The organism is Enterobacter cloacae complex sp. 418I7, from assembly GCF_050030705.1.
Classification (GTDB): Bacteria; Pseudomonadota; Gammaproteobacteria; order Enterobacterales; family Enterobacteriaceae; genus Enterobacter; species Enterobacter intestinihominis.
Genome location: NZ_JBLGUU010000001.1, coordinates 1,846,828 through 1,865,036, shown reverse-complemented (window position 1 = coordinate 1,865,036; position 18,209 = coordinate 1,846,828). Strand labels below are relative to the sequence as shown.

General features: G+C 59.4%; 17 protein-coding genes. 8 read left to right on the top strand and 9 right to left on the bottom strand.

Going from position 1 to position 18,209, the window contains the following annotated elements:
- Positions 1-68: 68 nt before the first annotated feature.
- From astE to astC, 5 genes are read right to left on the bottom strand one after another with little or no spacing between them, the layout of a single operon-like run.
- Positions 69-1,034: a succinylglutamate desuccinylase gene (gene astE / locus ACQG0S_RS09005; protein ID WP_048966327.1), complete on the bottom strand. Its 966-nt coding sequence runs from the start codon at positions 1,032-1,034 to the stop codon at positions 69-71.
- Between the two features lie 9 nt (positions 1,035-1,043).
- A complete protein-coding gene (astB, locus tag ACQG0S_RS09000) occupies positions 1,044-2,369 on the bottom strand; it encodes an N-succinylarginine dihydrolase (RefSeq protein ID WP_023299902.1) in 1,326 nt (441 codons plus the stop codon).
- Positions 2,356-3,843, bottom strand: coding sequence for a succinylglutamate-semialdehyde dehydrogenase (gene astD, locus ACQG0S_RS08995; RefSeq protein WP_048966326.1), 1,488 nt, complete (start codon positions 3,841-3,843; stop codon positions 2,356-2,358). Before astD ends, astB begins: the two co-directional genes overlap by 14 nt.
- Positions 3,840-4,874: an arginine N-succinyltransferase gene (astA, locus tag ACQG0S_RS08990; RefSeq protein ID WP_022647810.1), complete on the bottom strand. Its 1,035-nt coding sequence runs from the start codon at positions 4,872-4,874 to the stop codon at positions 3,840-3,842. The genes astD and astA overlap by 4 nt, the downstream gene beginning before the upstream one ends.
- Positions 4,871-6,091 carry a succinylornithine/acetylornithine transaminase gene (gene astC, locus ACQG0S_RS08985; protein ID WP_426750248.1) on the bottom strand — a complete coding sequence of 407 codons (1,221 nt, stop codon included), beginning with the start codon at positions 6,089-6,091 and terminating at the stop codon, positions 4,871-4,873. Before astC ends, astA begins: the two co-directional genes overlap by 4 nt.
- A 433-nt stretch (positions 6,092-6,524) precedes the next feature.
- Between astC and xthA the strand changes: the two genes are divergently transcribed.
- From xthA to ACQG0S_RS08955, 6 genes are all read left to right on the top strand, one after another.
- Positions 6,525-7,331: an exodeoxyribonuclease III gene (gene xthA, locus ACQG0S_RS08980; protein WP_023299900.1), complete on the top strand. Its 807-nt coding sequence runs from the start codon at positions 6,525-6,527 to the stop codon at positions 7,329-7,331.
- A 6-nt stretch (positions 7,332-7,337) separates the two neighbouring features.
- Positions 7,338-8,021, top strand: coding sequence for a TVP38/TMEM64 family protein (locus ACQG0S_RS08975; RefSeq protein WP_048966325.1), 684 nt, complete (start codon positions 7,338-7,340; stop codon positions 8,019-8,021).
- Between the two features lie 6 nt (positions 8,022-8,027).
- Positions 8,028-9,197: an ABC transporter substrate-binding protein gene (locus tag ACQG0S_RS08970; protein ID WP_074174430.1), complete on the top strand. Its 1,170-nt coding sequence runs from the start codon at positions 8,028-8,030 to the stop codon at positions 9,195-9,197.
- Positions 9,170-10,699, top strand: coding sequence for an ABC transporter permease subunit (locus ACQG0S_RS08965; RefSeq protein WP_048966324.1), 1,530 nt, complete (start codon positions 9,170-9,172; stop codon positions 10,697-10,699). Before ACQG0S_RS08970 ends, ACQG0S_RS08965 begins: the two co-directional genes overlap by 28 nt.
- On the top strand, positions 10,699-11,319 hold the full coding sequence (locus ACQG0S_RS08960) for an ATP-binding cassette domain-containing protein (RefSeq protein ID WP_048966323.1): 621 nt from the start codon (positions 10,699-10,701) through the stop codon (positions 11,317-11,319). Before ACQG0S_RS08965 ends, ACQG0S_RS08960 begins: the two co-directional genes overlap by 1 nt.
- Positions 11,320-11,392: 73 nt before the next feature.
- The gene (locus ACQG0S_RS08955) at positions 11,393-12,700 is read left to right on the top strand and encodes a sulfurtransferase (RefSeq protein WP_048966338.1); all 1,308 of its coding nucleotides are present in this window, start codon (positions 11,393-11,395) and stop codon (positions 12,698-12,700) included.
- Here ACQG0S_RS08955 and ACQG0S_RS08950 read toward each other — a convergent pair.
- Positions 12,697-13,314, bottom strand: coding sequence for a CDP-alcohol phosphatidyltransferase family protein (locus ACQG0S_RS08950; RefSeq protein ID WP_048966322.1), 618 nt, complete (start codon positions 13,312-13,314; stop codon positions 12,697-12,699). The two genes, ACQG0S_RS08955 and ACQG0S_RS08950, sit on opposite strands and share 4 nt — an antisense overlap.
- Positions 13,304-13,876, bottom strand: coding sequence for a carboxymuconolactone decarboxylase family protein (locus tag ACQG0S_RS08945; RefSeq protein WP_038415879.1), 573 nt, complete (start codon positions 13,874-13,876; stop codon positions 13,304-13,306). The genes ACQG0S_RS08950 and ACQG0S_RS08945 overlap by 11 nt, the downstream gene beginning before the upstream one ends.
- A 75-nt stretch (positions 13,877-13,951) precedes the next feature.
- On the opposite strand from ACQG0S_RS08945, the gene ACQG0S_RS08940 reads away from it, so the two are divergent.
- On the top strand, positions 13,952-14,368 hold the full coding sequence (locus tag ACQG0S_RS08940) for a pyrimidine (deoxy)nucleoside triphosphate diphosphatase (protein WP_022647800.1): 417 nt from the start codon (positions 13,952-13,954) through the stop codon (positions 14,366-14,368).
- Here the strand turns inward: ACQG0S_RS08940 and ACQG0S_RS08935 are convergent.
- Entirely contained in the window at positions 14,328-14,600 is a 273-nt protein-coding gene (locus tag ACQG0S_RS08935; protein ID WP_045621416.1) for a YnjH family protein, read from the bottom strand. The genes ACQG0S_RS08940 and ACQG0S_RS08935 overlap by 41 nt on opposite strands.
- A gap of 225 nt (positions 14,601-14,825) precedes the next feature.
- Between ACQG0S_RS08935 and gdhA the strand changes: the two genes are divergently transcribed.
- Complete coding sequence (gdhA, locus tag ACQG0S_RS08930; protein ID WP_022647798.1) at positions 14,826-16,169, top strand: NADP-specific glutamate dehydrogenase; 1,344 nt, start codon at positions 14,826-14,828, stop codon at positions 16,167-16,169.
- Positions 16,170-16,284: 115 nt separating this feature from the next.
- Here gdhA and ACQG0S_RS08925 read toward each other — a convergent pair whose 3' ends face one another.
- Complete coding sequence (locus tag ACQG0S_RS08925; protein WP_048966320.1) at positions 16,285-18,207, bottom strand: DNA topoisomerase III; 1,923 nt, start codon at positions 18,205-18,207, stop codon at positions 16,285-16,287.
- Positions 18,208-18,209 lie beyond the last annotated feature (2 nt).

The following is an 18,209-nucleotide window of genomic DNA, read 5'->3' as shown; positions in this document are numbered from 1 at the left end:
TCCAGAGCGCTTTTAACGTTAAGAAATTAATTCTTCGTTTCCCCTCCGGTCTGCGCGAGGGGAGACAATCAGGGCATTTTTTCCAGCATCAACCCGGCTCGTAAACCAAACGCGACTGACGGGTTAGGAAATAAAACATATTCCGTGGGGTTCTGTACCGCATAGCGCGTCTCACCATCTTCCGCCAGCAGGACGCCCTGGCGAAACGGCGTGAAGTTCAGCGTATGGGGCGCCATATGAAGCTGGAAAGCTTCACTTTGACGCGTGATCTGCTGTACGACCCGATAGCGCACGACGGGTTCCCGGGTGGGTTCCGGCGCAACCCCTGCGAGCAACGCCCGAAGCGCCTGATGCGTAGGGGCAAAACGCGTCAGGTCGTTTTGCCCGAACGGCAGCGCTTTTCCCAGCTCCAGCGTGCAGGACAGCGCGCCGAAATTCTCGCAGGTGAAGTGGGTAAACGTGCCGCCCGGCGTCTGGTGGAAAACCAGCGCTTCCAGTCCCGCGTCGCCAAGCCAGGTCAGAAACGCCTCATCCCACGGCTGATGGCGCTGCGGTAACACGCCAAAACGTACGTGGTACGAGGCGCGGATGGCGGTATGCAGATCGAGGTGCCAGCGCGTCTCCCCCGCCCCGGCAAAAAACGCCGTGACCACCTTCTCCAGCCATTGCGCACGTGTCGTTTCATCACTCTGTGGAAATTGCGCCCAGCGGCCACCAAATATTCGGTTGATGTCGCTCACGAGATACCGTTTGTTTTGCGCCAGCGCAGGCGGATTTCCCAGTACCACCAGCAGACGGCAGTGCAGCGTGATCTCTGCGCGATACAGCGCGCGCAGCAACAGATCGACAATCTCCACGGGCGCGGTTTCATTCCCGTGAATGCCGGTAGAAAGCAGCAGCGACAGGTTATATTGCCCCGTCGGCGTCAGTTCAAGCACGCCCGGCCCCAGCCATCGCCAGTGGAACGAGGGGCCTTCCCCCTCGTGCCGCTCCGGTGTCTCTTCAGCCAGCGTCAGCGCCAGAAAGTTTTCCATATTGTCTCCTTAGCGCTGGAACGGATAAACCGATCCCAGTTGCAGGATGGTTGATAATGCATCCAGCGCCTCGCGGCCTTCGCGCAGCAGCTGCGGATCAACCAGATCGGCCTGAACCAGACGGTCACGATAGTAGCGGTCCACCCAGTCATTGAGGGTATTGAACAGCGTGTCGTTCATCATCACCGACGGATTCACGGCCTGCATTTCCTCCGGCGTTAACACCACGCGCAGTCGCAGGCACGCCGGTCCCCCGCCGTTGGCCATACTTTCCCGCAGATCAAACACGCGCAGTTCATCAATCGGGTTATCCGCCTGCACCAGTTCGCTGAGATAGCGCCAGACGCCCTGATGGTTGCGGGACTCCTGCGGCAGCACCAGCATCATGCTGCCGTCATCCCGGCTCAGCAGCTGGCTGTTGAACAGATACGTTTCGACCGCATCCTGCACGCTTACCGCCTGCGTGGGCACCTGAATCGGCATAAATCCCGGCACGCGTTCGCGCAGCGTGGCCAGCAACTTTTCCTGATGGGCAAACGCCTGCTCGTGGCAGAACAGCACCTGACGGTTGGAAACGGCAATCACGTCGTTATGAAACACGCCTTGGTCGATCACCTGCGGATTTTGCTGGGCAAAAATCACCTGAGTAGGATTAACCTGGTTCAGCCGTGCAACCGCCTGGCTTGCGGCTAAGGTTTGTCTCGCCGGATAACGAACCGGCGCGGCGTGGCCGCCCTCTTCCCGTCCATAGATAAACATCTGCAAGCCTGGATCGCCGTAATCGCCACCCAGACGGTTGTGGTTTGCCGCCCCTTCGTCGCCAAACATCGCGACCTGCGGCAGCGCCGAATGCACCTCAAAATGCGCATCATGATTAAAAATGGCGCGCAGCACGCGCCCGGTGGTCTCCGCTTCGCTGGCGCGGTGGAATTTGTTGTTCAGGTTAGCGACGGTCAGATGCACTTTGCCGTCCAGCGTATCCGCCGACGGCGCGACGGTGGCGGCATTCGCTACCCACATTGAAGAGGCTGAACTGGCCGCGGAAAGCAGCTGTGGGGACTGCGTACCGGCTTTTTCAACCACCTGTTCATCCGTACCGCTGAAGCCCAGCTGGCGCAGCACGGCCACGTTCGGACGCTCCTGCGGCGGGATCACCGCCTGCGGGAAACCGGCATCGGACAGCGCCTTCATTTTCAATAGCCCCTGCTTCGCCGCCAGCTTCGGGTTTGAGACCTGGAAACGGTGCTTCGTCGAGGCTTCATTGCCGAACGACAGCCCGGCATAGTGGTGCGTCAGCCCCACCAGCCCGTCAAAGTTAACCTCACGCGCTTTCATGGGCGTCACCCTCTGTAAAATCCAGCCCCGGATTCAGCGTCTCCGGCAGCGTCAGCGCCGGGGTTTCCAGGCTTGCCATTGGCCACGCGCAGTAATCGGCGGCATACCAGGCGCTGGCGCGATGGTTGCCCGATGCCCCTACGCCACCAAACGGCGCGGTGCTCGCCGCGCCGGTCAGCGGTTTGTTCCAGTTCACGATCCCGGCGCGCGCTTCCAGCAGCAGCTGGTCGAATTTCTCGCGATGCGGGGATATCAGGCCGCTCGACAGGCCGTAGCGGGTGTTGTTGGCCATCTCGATCGCCGATGCAAAATCGTCATAGCGCCAGACGCACAGCAGCGGGCCAAAGACCTCTTCATCCGGCACGTTGCTCGTCGCACTCATCTCAATAATCCCCGGCGTCAGCAGCGATGTGCCCGGCTGAACCAGCTTCGGCTCCAGCAGGGTTTTCGCCCCGCGCGCCACGTGCTCCTGCCACGCTTTCAGCACGTTCAGCGCCGCCTGCTCGGAGATCAGCCCGCCGATAAACGGCTGCGGCTCGGTATCCCATTTCGCGGGAACCAGACGCCCGCTCACCTCCACCAGACGGTTAAGAAACGCATCCCCTTGCGCGCCGCGTTTAACCAACAGGCGGCGGGCGCAGGTGCAGCGCTGTCCGGCGGTAATGAATGCCGACTGAATGGTCAGGTGGACCGCAGCATCGATATCATCCGGATCTTCCACAATCAGCGGGTTGTTGCCACCCATCTCCAGCGCCAGAATTTTTTCCGGCTGCCCCGCCAGCTGACGATGCAGCTGATAACCCGTTCCGGCACTGCCGGTAAACAGCAGACCGTCAATGTCGCTCAGCGCACTCAGCGCCTGACCGGTTTCACGCCCGCCCTGCACCAGATTCAGCACGCCCGGCGGCAGCCCCGCCTGCTCCCAGAGTTTTACCACCGCTTCTCCGGTTAAGGGGGTTAACTCACTCGGCTTGAAGATGACGGTATTCCCCGCCAGCAGCGCAGGCACAATATGCCCGTTCGGCAGATGCCCGGGGAAGTTGTACGGGCCAAACACCGCCAACACCCCGTGCGGACGGTGGCGCAACGTGGCGGCGCCGTCCGGCATCCCGGTATGCTGCTCACCGGTGCGGGCGTGGTACGCCTTCACCGATATACCGATTTTATTGATCATCGCCGTCACTTCGGTTGTTGCCTCCCAGCGCGGCTTGCTGGTTTCGCAGGCAATGATGCGGGTCAGCTCTGCTTTATTGGCCTCCAGCAGCGCAGCAAATTTCTCAACCAGCGCCTGGCGCTCGGAGAATGGCCGTTTCGCCCATGCCGGAAACGCGCGGCGTGCAGCCTGGCAGGCCTGCTCAACCTGCCCGGCGCTGGCGTCGCTCCCCGACCAGAGCACCTCCTGGCCGACCGGGTTAGTTTTTGTCCGCGCATCACCTTCGCCCGTTACCCAGTCACCGTTAATCCATAGAGTCATGCTGTTTTCTCCTCAGGGCAGAGCCGCACCAGGCGAACCGTGTCGCCAGCGTTACATTTCAGGGCATCCAGTTGCGCAGCCGTCAGTACCAGACGCTCGCATGTTGGGTTGGTTCGCACCAGCATGGCGCGGAAGTTGGCGTAATTCTCGTTCGAGACCAGGCAGGCTGGCCACTCGCCCGGCGCGGGCTGGCCTTCTGAAACCTCAACCAGGCGGCTTTTACGGATGGCGCGTACGCGGTCAATATCGCATTCCAGCGTTGGACCGCCGTCAAAGATGTCGACGTAATTGCGGTAGCGAAAACCCTCTTTCTCCAGCACTGCACGGGCCGGGGCGGTTTGCGGGTGAACTTCGCCGATCACCGCCTGCGCTTCCGGCGTTAAGAAATGGGTATAAATAGGATGCTTCGGCATTAACTCGGCGATAAACGCCTTCTGACCGGTACCGCACAGGTAATCCGCCCGGCTAAATTCCATGGAGAAGAAGCGTTCGCCCAGGCTCTCCCAGAACGGCGAGTAGCCCGTCTCATCAATTACGCCGCGCATCTCCGCGACCACTTTTTCGTTGAAGCGGTCGCGAAAGGCGGCCATAAACATGAAGCGCGATTTGGAGAGCAGATAACCGTTACCCTCTTTGCGCCAGTCCGGATCGAGAAACAGGGTGCAGAGTTCGCTGGCGCCGGTATGGTCATTACAGAGAAAAAGCGTCGGCAGCGCGTTGTAGACGTTCAGCTCTTTCGAGGCGTGGACCATCGTGCCGACGCGGTAGTTGTACCACGGATCGTTAAGCCCGACGGCCACCTCGATGGCGCAAATCCCCGCCACGGTTCCCGTGTCGGTCTCTTCCAGCACGAACACATAGCCCTGTTCGCTTTTTGGCAACGTCCCCTGCCAGGTTTGCAGGGCGCGCTCAATGCGCGCCGACAGCGTTTTTTCATCGGCAGGCAGCGAGGTCAGCCCGCCCCCTGTCTTACCGGCAAGCTGCATAAGCCCGGCGAGATCGCCGTGCGCAACGGGACGGATGACCATCATGATGACACCCCGGACTTCACCTGTTCGCAGGCCAGCGCAAAACGATCTAACCCGGTTCTGACCTCTTTCTCACTGACGATCAGCGCAGGGGCAAACCGCACCACGTTAGCGCCGGCAATCAACACCATCACGCCCTGCTTTGCCGCTTCCTGTGAAATCAGCTTCGCTTTGCCAGCAAACTCAGGGGCAAGCTCACAACCTATCAACAGCCCCAGACCGCGGATCTCTTTGAACATGCCGGTCTGGTTATTGATGGCGGTAAGACGCTCAACAAACCACTGGTGACGCTGCTTCACGCCGCTAAGCACCTCAGGAGTGTTGATGATATCCAGCACCTGTCCGGCGACAGCGGTTGCCAGCGGGTTACCGCCGTAAGTGGTGCCATGGGTGCCCACGGTCATCACGCTGGCGAATGTATCGGTGGTCAGCATCGCCCCCACCGGGAAGCCGCCGCCGAGCGCTTTGGCTGTTGAAAGCACATCCGGGGTCACGCCATAGTGCATGTAGGCGTACAGCTCACCCGTGCGGCCCACGCCGGTCTGGACTTCGTCAAAAATCAGGACCGCGTTATGCCGATCGCACAGCTCGCGCAGCCCTTGCAGGAACGCTTTCTGGGCGGGCATGACGCCGCCTTCCCCTTGCATGGGCTCGACAATCACCGCACAGGTGGTGTCGTCAATCAGCTCGCTGGCAGAGTGTAAATCGTTATACGCCGCATGACGGATATCCGGCGGCAGCGGCGCAAAATCCTGAGAATATGAGGGCTGACCACCCGCACTGACGGTAAACAGCGTGCGGCCATGGAAGGCATTTTTAAAGGCTACGATGCCGCTCTTGTGCGCGCCGAATTTATCGTGCGCATATTTGCGCGCCAGCTTCAGCGCCGCTTCGTTCGCTTCCGCGCCGGAGTTACAGAAAAAGACTTTTTCTGCGAAAGTGGCGTCGATCAGCTTCTTCGCCAGACGCAACGCCGGTTCGTTGGTATAACCGTTGCCGGTATGCCAGAATTTCGCCGCCTGATCATTCAGCGCCTGCCGCAGCGCCGGGTTTGCATGCCCCAGCGCATTCACCGCAATCCCACCCGCAAAGTCGATATACTCTTTGCCCTGCTGATCCCACAGGCGAGAGCCTTCCCCACGTACCGGAATAAAAGCCGCCGGAGCGTATACCGGCATCATCCATTCATCAAAATTTTCACGCGTAACTGACAGAGACATAGCGACCTCACCCGGTAAATAAAAGGTTGTTTAAATGTTAAATAATTGAGTGTTTGCACTGTGAATGTAGATTGCAGCGTTCATGCCAGCCAGCGATAAAAATGCATAAACGGATTTGGGTAACAGAATATCAATGAGTTACAATATGGAGTTATTCACTTTTAATGCATAAATAGTGAATATTTTTACGGCAAGCGGCGCTTTGCCGCACGAAAACAAGAAAGAGTATGCACATGCCAAATATAATTCTGGAATTGTGATCGCTCGCGAAATTTATCGGTCCTTTACGCCCTGTTCGAGGGCAAAACGCGTCGAAATGGTGCAAATATTGCACCGTCGGCATTATCTGTCGCAGTAATTGGGCGAAGCGGATAACAGACGACGTAAATTCTGCTACCATCCTTGCACTATTCACCTTGCATTGGCAGCGACTATGAAATTTGTCTCTTTTAATATCAACGGCCTGCGTGCCCGCCCTCACCAGCTCGAAGCGATTGTTGAGCAACATCAGCCAGATGTGATCGGCTTGCAGGAGACAAAAGTTCACGACGATATGTTCCCGCTCGAAGAGGTAGCGAAGCTGGGCTATAACGTTTTTTACCACGGTCAGAAAGGCCACTACGGCGTTGCGCTGCTGACCAAAGATACGCCGGTGTCGGTGCGTCGTGGCTTTCCGGGTGACGGTGAAGAAGCACAGCGTCGTCTCATCATGGCTGAGCTGCCTTCCCCGCTGGGTAACATCACAGTGATTAATGGTTACTTCCCGCAGGGTGAAAGCCGCGACCACCCGACCAAATTCCCGGCCAAAGCCAAATTTTATCAGGATCTGCAAAACTACCTTACGACCGAACTCAACAAAGATAATCCGGTGCTGATCATGGGGGATGTGAATATCAGCCCGACTGATCTGGACATTGGCATTGGCGAAGACAGCCGCAAGCGCTGGCTGCGCACCGGGAAATGTTCCTTCCTGCCGGAAGAGCGCGAGTGGATGCAGCGCTTGCTTGACTGGGGGCTGGTGGATACCTTCCGCACCGCTAACCCGGAGACGCAGGATCGCTTCTCGTGGTTTGACTACCGCTCAAAAGGCTTCGATGACAACCGGGGCCTGCGTATTGATCTGCTGCTGGCGAGCGCCCCCCTGGCCGAACGCTGCATCGAAACCGGTATCGACTATGATATTCGCAGCATGGAAAAACCGTCCGACCATGCGCCGGTATGGGCAACGTTCAAGCTGTAATCCTCAGTGAATATAAAAAAAATCAGTCTCCTGTGCGCCCTTCTGGGCGCATTTGTTTTAATCGTTGTTTTGCTTCCTCCGGGCATGCTCTCCCTCGACACGCTAAAAATACACCAGCAAACGTTGCTCGATCGTGTGGAGCAGGCGCCCCTTCAGAGCGCGCTGATCTATTTTGCGGTTTACGTTCTGGTCTCTGCGCTGTCGATACCCGGGGCCGCGCTTCTGACGCTGCTCGGCGGGGCGATTTTCAGCCTGTGGGAGGCGATGCTGTTGGTGTCATTGGCCTCGACGCTCGGCGCCACGCTTGCCATGCTCGTCAGCCGTTATCTGCTGCGTGACTGGGTGCAACGGAGCTTTGCCGCACAGATGAACACGATCGATGTGGGGATGGTTCGCGATGGCGCGCGCTACCTTTTTGCCCTGCGCCTGATGCCGTTGTTTCCGTTCTTTCTGGTCAATTTGCTGATGGGGCTAACACGTATCCAGGTGCGTCACTACTGGTGGGTCAGCCAGCTTGCGATGCTACCTGCCACCGTCATTTATCTGAACGCCGGACGCGAGCTGGGAAAACTCACCACGCTGCGCGATATTGTGTCGCCGGGACTGCTGTTCGCCTTTACACTATTAGGGTTATTACCGCTGGTCACTCGCTGGCTGTTTTCCCGTTACATCCCTTCGATTAAAAAGTGAGGCATTATGCGCCGGGTGCGTTTTTGCGCGTTTCTGACGAGTCTGCTGCTGGCAACCTCTGCCTTCGCCGCAGAAAGCTGGCAATCCATTCAGCAACAGGCCACCGGGCAGACCGTCTGGTTTAACGCCTGGGGCGGTGACGAGGCCGTTAACCGCTACCTCGACTGGGTGAGCGGCGAGATGAAAACGCACTATGCCATTAACCTGAAGATCGTTCATCTGGCCGATGCCGCCGATGCGGTGAAGCGGATCCAGACGGAACAGGCCGCAGGACGCAGCAGTAACGGGTCGGTGGATCTACTCTGGGTAAACGGGGAAAACTTCCGCACGCTGAAGGAGGCAAACCTGCTGCTCACCGGCTGGGCGCAAACCCTGCCCAACTGGCGTTACGTCGATACCCGTAAACCGGTCACGGAAGATTTTGCCATCCCGACCGATGGGGCGGAATCCCCATGGGGCGGCGCGCAGTTAACCTTCATCGCCCGTAAAGCGAGTATGCCGATGCCTCCGGCAGATCCCCACGCGCTGCTGGCTTACGCTCAGCAGCACCCTGGCAAGGTGAGCTATCCGCGACCGCCGGATTTTACCGGCACGGCGTTTCTTGAACAGCTTCTGCTGGCATTGACCGCCCATCCGGAGGCATTAAAAAACGCGCCGGACGGCACCTTTGCAGAGATCACCGCGCCGCTGTGGAACTATCTTGATACGCTGCATCCCCTGCTGTGGCGCGAAGGGAACGATTTTCCGCCATCGCCTGCGCGCATGGATACGCTGCTGGCCAGCGGCAGCCTGAACCTGTCGCTCACCTTTAACCCCGCTCATGCGATGCAAAAGGTGGCGAGCGGTGAACTGCCTGCCGACAGCTACAGTTTCGGCTTTCTCAAAGGCATGATCGGCAACGTCCATTTTGTCGCTATCCCGGCAAATGCCAGTGCGAGCGCAGGGGCGAAAGTGGTGGCAAATTTCCTGTTGTCACCGCAGGCGCAGATCCGCAAAGCCGATCCTGCCGTCTGGGGTGACCCGAGCGTGCTGGATGGTGCCAAACTACCTGCGAAAGCGGCAAAACAGCTTCATGCCTTTACCCCTTCAGGCACGCCTGATGTGCTTCCCGAACCGCACGCCGCCTGGGTTAACGCCCTGGAGCAGGAATGGCTTCGCCGCTACGGAACCCGCTAAGCGGGCTGGTCTGGGCGGCAATGGCGGTCATCTATCTGCCACTGCTTCCCGCCAGCGGCATGCTGCTGGCCCCGGCGTTTTCTCTCAGTAACTGGGCGGCGCTGTTTGCCGACCCGCAGCTGCCGCAGGCGCTGGCCGCTACGCTGGTATCAACCCTCATCGCGACGCTGGGTTCACTGTTTATCGCCCTGAGCCTGCTTGCGCTTCTCTGGCCGGGTGATGGCTGGCAGCGCCTGAGCACCCGTCTGCCGTGGCTGTTAGCCGTGCCGCACGTCGCCTTCGCCACCAGCGCGCTGCTGCTGTTTGCGGAAGGCGGTCAGTTTTACCGGATCTGTACAGTCTGTTTGCCGCAGCTTGACCGCTACGGTATCGGGCTTGGCCTGACGCTTGCGGTCAAAGAGAGCGCGTTCGTTCTGTGGGCAATCTACGCCGCGCTGCCTGAAAAGCGCCTCGCACAGCAGAAAATTGTCCTGCATACCTTCGGCTACGGACGAATGCAGGCGCTTAACTGGCTCGTCCTCCCGGCTATCGCCCCCGCGCTGGGCGCCGTGATGCTGGCGGTGCTCGCCTGGTCGCTTTCCGTGGTGGATGTGGCGATCGTGCTCGGGCCGGGCAACCCACCTACGCTGGCGGTGCTGGCCTGGCAGTGGCTGACCCAGGGCGATGCGCAGCAGCAGACAAAAGGAACGTTGCTGTGTCTGGTGTTGCTCCTGCTGCTGGCCGCACTTGCCGCGGTGGGATACGGCCTCTGGACGGCATGGCGGCGCGCCCAGCCTGACCCCTCCGGGGTACGTCGCGCTTCGCATACCGCGTTGCCCGCACGGACGCTGGGCGGGTTACTGCCGTTGTGCGGCGTGCTCTGTGCGCTGGTTCTGCTGATGCTGGCACGCCGGGGCGAGATCGGCCCCGTCAGCGACAGCCTTTCACTGGGACTGCTGTCCAGCCTGACAGCGCTGGCCATCCTCATGATCTGGCTTGAGTGGGGACCCCAGCGCGGCGCGGTGTGGATCTGGCTGCCGCTTGCCCTCCCGGCGCTGCCCCTCGTGTCCGGGCAGTATGCCGTGGCGCTGTGGCTGGGCATCGACGGCCAGTACGCTGCGGTGCTCTGGAGCCATATGCTCTGGGTTCTCCCGTGGATGCTCCTGGTGCTGCAACCGGCCTGGCGCAGGCTCGATCCCCGGCTTATCCTCACCGCCAGAACGCTGGGCTGGCGACAGGCGAAAATTTTCTGGTTAGTGAAATGTCCCCTGATGGTTCGTCCGGCACTGCTGGCCTTTGCCACCGGCTTTTCCGTGAGCATGGCCCAGTACATGCCCACCCTCTGGCTGGGAGCGGGTCGTTTTACTACTCTGACGACGGAGGCGGTCGCCCTCAGCAGCGGCGGCAGCGTTCCGATCCTCGCCAGCCGGGCGCTGGGTCTGTTGCTGTTAACCAGCAGCGTATTTGCCCTTGCCGCGCTGCTCGCCCGGCTCGTGGGCCGTCACAGACAAGGATTACGTTAATGCTGAACGTGAAAAATCTCACCATTGCGCCACTCTTACGTGAGGTCAACTTCCGCGTCCCGGCAGGGGAGATTCTCACGCTGATGGGACCCTCCGGGAGCGGGAAATCGACCCTTTTCGCCTGGATGGTGGGCGCGTTATCCGCTGATTTTAAGGCGCACGGCGAGCTGTGGCTGAACGATCGTCGCTGCGATATGCTCACCGTGGAAACGCGCGGGATCGGCATTCTGTTTCAGGATGCCCTGCTGTTTGACGCCTTCAGCGTGGGGCAAAACCTGATGCTGGCGCTGCCGGCGCACGTTGCCGGACGCGCGCGGCGCGACGCGGTAGAGCAGGCTCTTGAATCTGCCGGGCTGGCAAACCTCTACGCCAGCGATCCGGCGACCCTTTCCGGCGGCGAGCGCGCCCGGGTCAGCCTGCTGCGCGCCCTTCTCGCCCAGCCGCAGGCATTGCTGCTCGACGAACCGTTCAGCCGACTGGATAAAACGCTCCGCGCCTCATTCCGGGCGTGGGTATTCGAAACCACTCGCCAGCGCAAGATCCCGATGGTGCTGGTCACGCATGATGAGGAAGATATCCCGCCCGGCGGAGAGGTGATTGAGATTTCTCGCTGGCAATAATGTGCTAACGCAATGTTTTTGGCTTCAGGAGAGACGACAATGCCACCCTCTTTTAATGACGTCAGGTTTTTCGATGAAACGTGTTTCTCAACTGACCGCGCTGGCTCTGATCTGCGGCCTCGCCTCACTCTCCTCCATGGCGGCTGATATGCCCCACTCCCTCACGCTGGACCAGCTCCAGGCGCAAAACGGCGCGGTAATTGATACGCGCATCAGTGCGTTCTATAACGGCTGGCCGCAGACGCTGCGCGGAACGTCCGGGCATGAACCCGCCGCGCTTAATCTCTCTGCAGGCTGGCTTGGGGCAATGAGCGATGAACAGCTCAGCGGCTGGGCAAAACAGCATCGGATTACGCCCGACATGCCGGTTGCGCTCTATGGCAACGATGATGACAACCAGACCGTCAAAACGCGGCTGGAAAAAGCGGGTTTTACCCACGTTTCCATCCTGAGCGATGCCCTGCAACAATCCGACCGTTTGCAACGTCTGGCACATTTTGAACAGCTGGTTTATCCGCAGTGGATCCACCTGTTGCAGCAGGGCAAACCCGTTACTGCCGCACCAGCCGGAGAGTGGAAGGTGATCGAGGCTGGCTGGGGTGCGCCGAAGCTTTATCTCCTGAGCCACATTCCCGGCGCGGGCTACATCGACACCAATGAAGTGGAAAGCGAACCGCTGTGGAATAAGGTCGCTGACGAAAAGTTGAAAGCGATGCTGGCGAAGCACGGGATCCGTCACGATACCACCGTCATTCTGTACGGTCGCGACGTATATGCCGCCGCGCGCGTGGCGCAGATCATGCTCTACGCGGGCGTGAAGGATGTGCGTATTCTGGACGGCGGCTGGAAGGCATGGTCAGACGCCAGCCTGCCCGTTGAGCGCGGAACGCCTGAGAACGTGAAGCCAGCCCCTGATTTTGGCGCGCCGATCCCGGGCCAGCCCCGGCTGATGGTGGATATGGAACAGGCCCGGGGAATGCTGCACCGTCAGGACGCCTCACTGGTGAGCATTCGTTCCTGGCCAGAGTTTATCGGTGAAACCAGCGGCTACAGTTATATCAAGCCAAAAGGTGACATTGCCGGTGCGCGCTGGGGTCATGCGGGTAGCGACGCGACCCACATGGAAGATTTCCACAATCCGGATGGCACCATGCGCAGCGCCGATGATATTGCCGCCATGTGGAAGACGTGGAATATCCTGCCGGAGCAGCACGTTGCGTTCTACTGTGGTACCGGCTGGCGCGCGTCTGAAGCCTTCATATACGCCCGCGCCATGGGCTGGCAAAACGTTGCCGTCTACGACGGCGGCTGGTACGAATGGAGCAGCCATCCGCAGAACCCGGTCTCCACCGGCGCGCGCGGCCCGGAGAGTACACGCTAGCGGGGGAGTGACTTCAGCGTCACGTAACCGCTCCAGATGCGCGTTGTGGTGGTCAGCCAGCACAACGTGCCAAACGCCCAGGCAAACAGCGTGAAGTGTGCCGGAAACAGGCAGCACAGCACAAACAGCGCGATGGTCTCCGTTCCTTCCGTTAATCCTCCAATGTAATAAAGCGACTTGTGCGCGTAGCCGGGGTTGTCGATATTATGCTTCCCCGCCAGCGCGGCAAAGGCCAGGAAACTGCTGCCCGTCCCCATAAACGCGAACAGCAGCCAGGCGGCGGCGATCGCATTGTCAGCCGGAGCGGCCAGCGCGAAGCCAAACGGTACCAGCGCGTAAAACAGGAAGTCGAGGGCGATATCAAGAAATCCTCCCGCGTCCGTCAGGCCACGGCGACGCGCCAGCGCACCGTCCAGACCATCCAGCAGCCGGTTCAGCACAATGGCGACCAGCGCTGGCAGATACCAGCCCAGCGCCAGAAACGGTAACGCCAGTACGCCAATCGCAAACCCGGTGAGCGTTAACCCATCAGGCGTAATAAACGGTTTATCCAGCGCGGCGGCCAGCTGATTTAACCCGGGCTTCAGCCGTGGATGCAGATGTTTATCCAGCATGCGGTTCACCTTTAAACGTGGCACACAGGCCCTGAGCCGGGATATCCAGCGCGGCGTTAAAGCGGGCGGAAAGGTTCTGAAAGGCAATCAGAGCCGTCATTTCGGTGATAGTCTCTTCGCTAAAGTGGCGCTTCAGCTGGTTTTTGATATTTTCATCCACCTGAGGCGGCGTGGCGGTGACCGCTTCCGCATAGGCCAGCGCCGCGCGCTCCTCTTCGCTGAACAGGGTGGAATTTTGCCAGTCGTTGACGGCCTGCACTTTATCCAACGCCCCGCTCCGCTCGGCCAGACGCAGGCTGTTGGCATCAATACAAAATGCGCAGTGGCAGATCTGCGAGACCCGCGTCATTAGTAACGAACGCAGAACCGGCGTCAAACGCGCCTTGCGCCGCTCCAGATAGCCGACAAATAGCGCTACCAGCCAGAAAAGACGCGGCATACGCCCCCACCAGCGCGTGGGGTTCAGCACCGCGCCGAAGTGTTTTTTCTGCATGGCAGCAATGGGCTTGAGGCTGACGGGAAGGGTTTCCATGGGCGCAACCCAGGCGGCTGTCTCTTTCACCTGATTCTCCTGATGACTGGACTCTTTGGCAGGGCACGATAATATGTCGTTTTTCGCTATTAATTATTGACGAACATGCTGAAAACACTCGATGTTGTTGCGGCCATCCTCGAAAAAGAGGGCAAGATCTTGCTGGCGCAGCGTCCCGAACATGCCGATCAGCCAGGAATGTGGGAATTTGCGGGCGGAAAGGTTGAAGCCGGTGAGACCCAGCAGGAAGCGCTGATCCGCGAACTACGCGAAGAGCTCGGCATTGAAGCCGTGCCCGCGCGGTATGTGGCAAGCCACCAGCGGGAAGTGTCGCAGCGGCTGATCCACCTCCACGCCTGGCACGTGCCGGAATTTAGCGGCGAGCTGAAGGCGCACTACCACTCGGCGCTGGTGTGGTGCACGCCAGAAGACGCGTTCACGTATGATTTAGCCCCGGCGGATATACCGCTCCTGGAAGCGTTTATTCTTTTACGCGACGCCAGACCAGCGGGTTTGTACTGAGGGTGCGTTCATCACGCTGGCACTGCAACAGCACGCCATCCGCCCTGACCACTGCGCCTTCGGAATAGTTTTGATCCTGATAGATACAGCACTGATTACACGGCTGCGCACGCTGGCCGCCAGCGCTAAAAACCTCTGGCGGCACGTTAACTTCGACATCCGGGCGAATGCGATCAGCCTGTGCCCCGGCGGACACCATCAAACATAACGCGACCATTGCGAAACGGTTCATAGACTTAATTTCCTTTGCATCGTTTATATCTATAACGGTAGATCCTGACGGGATCTTTAATTTATCTCGTCATCGCTTTTGGTTATGACGCGCGCCTTGTCATTAATTTCCCTTTCGGCCTAAATTTCTGCTTGCCTCTCAAAGCGGTGCGGGTGGTATAGTCAAAAAAACGACACAAAACATCTCCGCCACACGCACAAATTATTATAAGAGGTTCTTATATCTATGGATCAGACACGCTCTCTGGAAAGCTTTCTTGCCCATGTTCAGCAGCGCGACCCGCACCAAAGCGAGTTTGCCCAGGCCGTTCGTGAAGTCATGACCACCCTGTGGCCCTTCCTTGAGGAAAATCCGCGCTACCGCCAGATGGCGCTGCTTGAACGTCTGGTGGAGCCAGAGCGCGTCATCCAGTTCCGCGTGGCGTGGGTGGACGATCGCAATCAGGTACAGGTCAACCGCGCGTGGCGCGTGCAGTTTAACTCCGCCATTGGGCCGTTTAAGGGCGGGATGCGCTTCCATCCCTCGGTGAACCTGTCGATTCTGAAATTCCTCGGCTTCGAGCAGACCTTTAAAAATGCGCTCACTACCCTGCCGATGGGCGGCGGTAAAGGCGGGAGTGATTTCGATCCGAAAGGCAAGAGCGAAGGCGAAGTGATGCGCTTCTGCCAGGCGCTGGTCACTGAGCTCTATCGCCACCTTGGGCCGGACACCGACGTTCCTGCCGGGGATATCGGCGTGGGTGGTCGTGAAGTGGGCTTTATGGCCGGGATGATGAAAAAGCTCTCCAACAACAGCGCATGCGTCTTTACCGGCAAAGGTCTGTCGTTTGGCGGCAGCCTGATTCGTCCGGAAGCGACGGGTTACGGTCTGGTCTATTTCACTGAAGCGATGCTTAAGCGTCACGGGCTGAGCTTCGAGGGGATGCGCGTGGCGGTCTCCGGCTCAGGCAACGTGGCGCAGTACGCTATCGAGAAAGCGATGGAGTTTGGCGCGCGCGTAGTGACCGCCTCCGACTCCAGCGGCACCGTGGTGGATGAAGCTGGCTTCACAGCAGAAAAACTGGCGCGTCTGTGCGAAATCAAAGCCAGCCGTGACGGCCGCGTGGCGGATTATGCCCGAGAGTTTGGCCTGACCTATCTGGAAGGTAAACAGCCGTGGGGTGTGCCGGTGGATATCGCCCTGCCGTGCGCGACGCAAAACGAGCTGGACGTGGATGCCGCCCGGACGCTGATTAGCAATGGCGTGAAGGCGGTAGCGGAAGGGGCAAATATGCCCACCACCATTGAAGCGACCGATCTGTTCCTGGACGCGGGCGTACTCTTTGCGCCAGGCAAGGCGGCGAACGCGGGCGGGGTGGCAACATCCGGTCTGGAAATGGCACAAAACGCCGCGAGAATGGGCTGGAAGGCGGAGAAAGTGGATGCCCGTCTGCACCACATTATGCTTGATATTCACCATGCCTGCGTGGAGTACGGCGGTGAGGCTTCACAGACCAACTACGTGCGCGGCGCCAACATCGCCGGGTTCGTGAAGGTGGCCGATGCGATGATCGGGCAGGGTGTGATTTAGTTTCGCTGCATTCTCGCCCTTGCAGGCCCGGTAAGCGTTATCGCCACCGGGCTTTTTTACAGGCCGCAGAACTGCTTTTTGCCGGGTGGCGGCTTCGCCTTACCCGGCCTACGGTTTAAGCGGTGGTATTTTTGGCTGCGCTTTTTTTCTTTTTGAACGGTTTCTTCGCCCCGCCACCCGGGGCAACCATCCCCCGGAATCGCTTCACTGGCGTGCTGCGCGCCTGATCAATCAGCTGATAAAGCGTCCCCACCAGCGGCTGCATAAAGTCCTGGTAACGGCACTGCTTTTCGCTGATCTGCGTCAGCACCGACTCCCAGTGCGCGGTCATGTCCGGTCTGGCGGCCAGCTCTGGCAAGGAGTGAATCAGTGCCCGGCCCGGCTCTGTCGAATGGATATAGCGCCCTTTTTTCTCGAGAAAACCACGCTTAAACAGCAACTCGATAATCCCCGCGCGGGTTGCTTCCGTACCCAGACCGTCGGTGGCGCGGAGGATCTTCTTTAGATCTTTATCCTGCACAAAACGGGCGATCCCGGTCATGGCCGAAAGCAGCGTCGCATCGGTGAAGTGGCGCGGCGGCTGGGTCTGACGTTCAACCACTTCGCCTTTTTCGCACAGCAGTTCATCGCCTTTGGCTACGACCGGCAGCGGCGTGCCGTCGTTCTCTTCGTCACGCTCTTTGTTGCCGAGCAGCGTGCGCCAGCCCGCTTCCGCGAGGAAACGCGCTTTGGCGATAAATTTGCCTTTGGCAATTTCCAGCTCAATAACGCACTTGCGGAAAACCGCGTCCGGGCAGAACTGCATCAGATACTGACGCGCGATCAGGTTATAGACCTTTGCTTCGTTGTCGGTCAGGTTGACGTTGCTGGTGCGCGCCGTCGGGATTATCGCGTGGTGGGCATCGACTTTTTTATCGTCCCAGCAGCGGTTATGGGTATCCGGGTTTACCGCCGGTTGCGGCAACAGATCCGGCGCATGGATACCAATGGCATTCATCACCGAGTGGCGTCCGGCGAAGTGTTCCTCCGGCAGATAGCGGCTGTCCGAACGCGGATAGGTGATCAGCTTGTGGGTTTCATAGAGCTTCTGGCAGATATCGAGCACGTTCTGCGCGCTCAGGCCAAACTTTTTCGCGGCCTCGATCTGCAACGCCGAAAGGGAGAACGGCAGCGGTGCGGGCTCTGATTCCCGTTTGTCGTTATAGCTGGTAACGATCGCGGGCTGGCCGGTAATGCGGTTAACCACGTGCTCCGCCAGCGGACGATGTAGCAGCCGCCCCTCTTCGTCCTGATATGACTCACAGGCATCGCTCGGCTGCCAGACGGCGGTAAAGCGTTCGTCTTTCGGCGTGACGATATGCGCTTTGACTTCGAAGAAGTCTTTGGCGACGAAATTTTCGATCTCTTCGTCGCGACGCACCACCAGCCCCAGCACCGGGGTTTGAACACGCCCAACAGAGAGTACGCCCTGATAGCCCGCATTGCGTCCCAGGATGGTGTAGGCGCGGGTCATGTTGATCCCGTACAGCCAGTCCGCGCGAGCACGCGCCAGCGCGGAGACACACAGGGGAATAAATTCGCTGTTGGCGCGCAGGCGCGAGATCGCGCGCTCCACCGCCTGCGGGTTGAGGTCGTTAATTAAACAGCGCTGCACCTGCTGGCGCTTTTCCGGTGCCAGCTCCAGGTAGTCCAGCACTTCGTCGACAAGCAGTTGTCCTTCCCTGTCCGGGTCACCCGCGTGGACCACTTCCGTCGCCTCATGCAGGAAACGCTTAATGACGTTGAGCTGTTTGGTGACGGAAGGACGCGGTTGCAGACGCCACTTTTCCGGCACGATCGGCAGATCGTTGAGGTTCCAGCGGGCGTAGCGGCTGTCGTAGACATCCGGCTGCGCCTGTTCAAGCAGGTGACCGATACACCAGGTGACCACCTGCCCGTTACCGCATTCGATAAAGCCATCACCTTTGCGATGCGGCTTGGGCAGCACGTCGGCGATGGCTCGCGCCAGACTCGGCTTTTCGGCAATAAACAACCGCATCG

Coding starts and splice junctions, on each gene's coding strand:
- ACQG0S_RS08970 (WP_074174430.1), top strand. CDS start 8,028: ATGCGCCGGGTGCGTTTTTGCGCGTTTCTGACGAGTCTGCTGCTGGCA.
- ACQG0S_RS08965 (WP_048966324.1), top strand. CDS start 9,170: ATGGCTTCGCCGCTACGGAACCCGCTAAGCGGGCTGGTCTGGGCGGCA.
- astA (WP_022647810.1), bottom strand. CDS start 4,874: ATGATGGTCATCCGTCCCGTTGCGCACGGCGATCTCGCCGGGCTTATG.
- ACQG0S_RS08955 (WP_048966338.1), top strand. CDS start 11,393: ATGAAACGTGTTTCTCAACTGACCGCGCTGGCTCTGATCTGCGGCCTC.
- ACQG0S_RS08960 (WP_048966323.1), top strand. CDS start 10,699: ATGCTGAACGTGAAAAATCTCACCATTGCGCCACTCTTACGTGAGGTC.
- gdhA (WP_022647798.1), top strand. CDS start 14,826: ATGGATCAGACACGCTCTCTGGAAAGCTTTCTTGCCCATGTTCAGCAG.
- ACQG0S_RS08935 (WP_045621416.1), bottom strand. CDS start 14,600: ATGAACCGTTTCGCAATGGTCGCGTTATGTTTGATGGTGTCCGCCGGG.
- astC (WP_426750248.1), bottom strand. CDS start 6,091: ATGTCTCTGTCAGTTACGCGTGAAAATTTTGATGAATGGATGATGCCG.
- astE (WP_048966327.1), bottom strand. CDS start 1,034: ATGGAAAACTTTCTGGCGCTGACGCTGGCTGAAGAGACACCGGAGCGG.
- astD (WP_048966326.1), bottom strand. CDS start 3,843: ATGACTCTATGGATTAACGGTGACTGGGTAACGGGCGAAGGTGATGCG.
- ACQG0S_RS08940 (WP_022647800.1), top strand. CDS start 13,952: ATGCTGAAAACACTCGATGTTGTTGCGGCCATCCTCGAAAAAGAGGGC.
- astB (WP_023299902.1), bottom strand. CDS start 2,369: ATGAAAGCGCGTGAGGTTAACTTTGACGGGCTGGTGGGGCTGACGCAC.
- ACQG0S_RS08925 (WP_048966320.1), bottom strand. CDS start 18,207: ATGCGGTTGTTTATTGCCGAAAAGCCGAGTCTGGCGCGAGCCATCGCC.
- xthA (WP_023299900.1), top strand. CDS start 6,525: ATGAAATTTGTCTCTTTTAATATCAACGGCCTGCGTGCCCGCCCTCAC.
- ACQG0S_RS08950 (WP_048966322.1), bottom strand. CDS start 13,314: ATGCTGGATAAACATCTGCATCCACGGCTGAAGCCCGGGTTAAATCAG.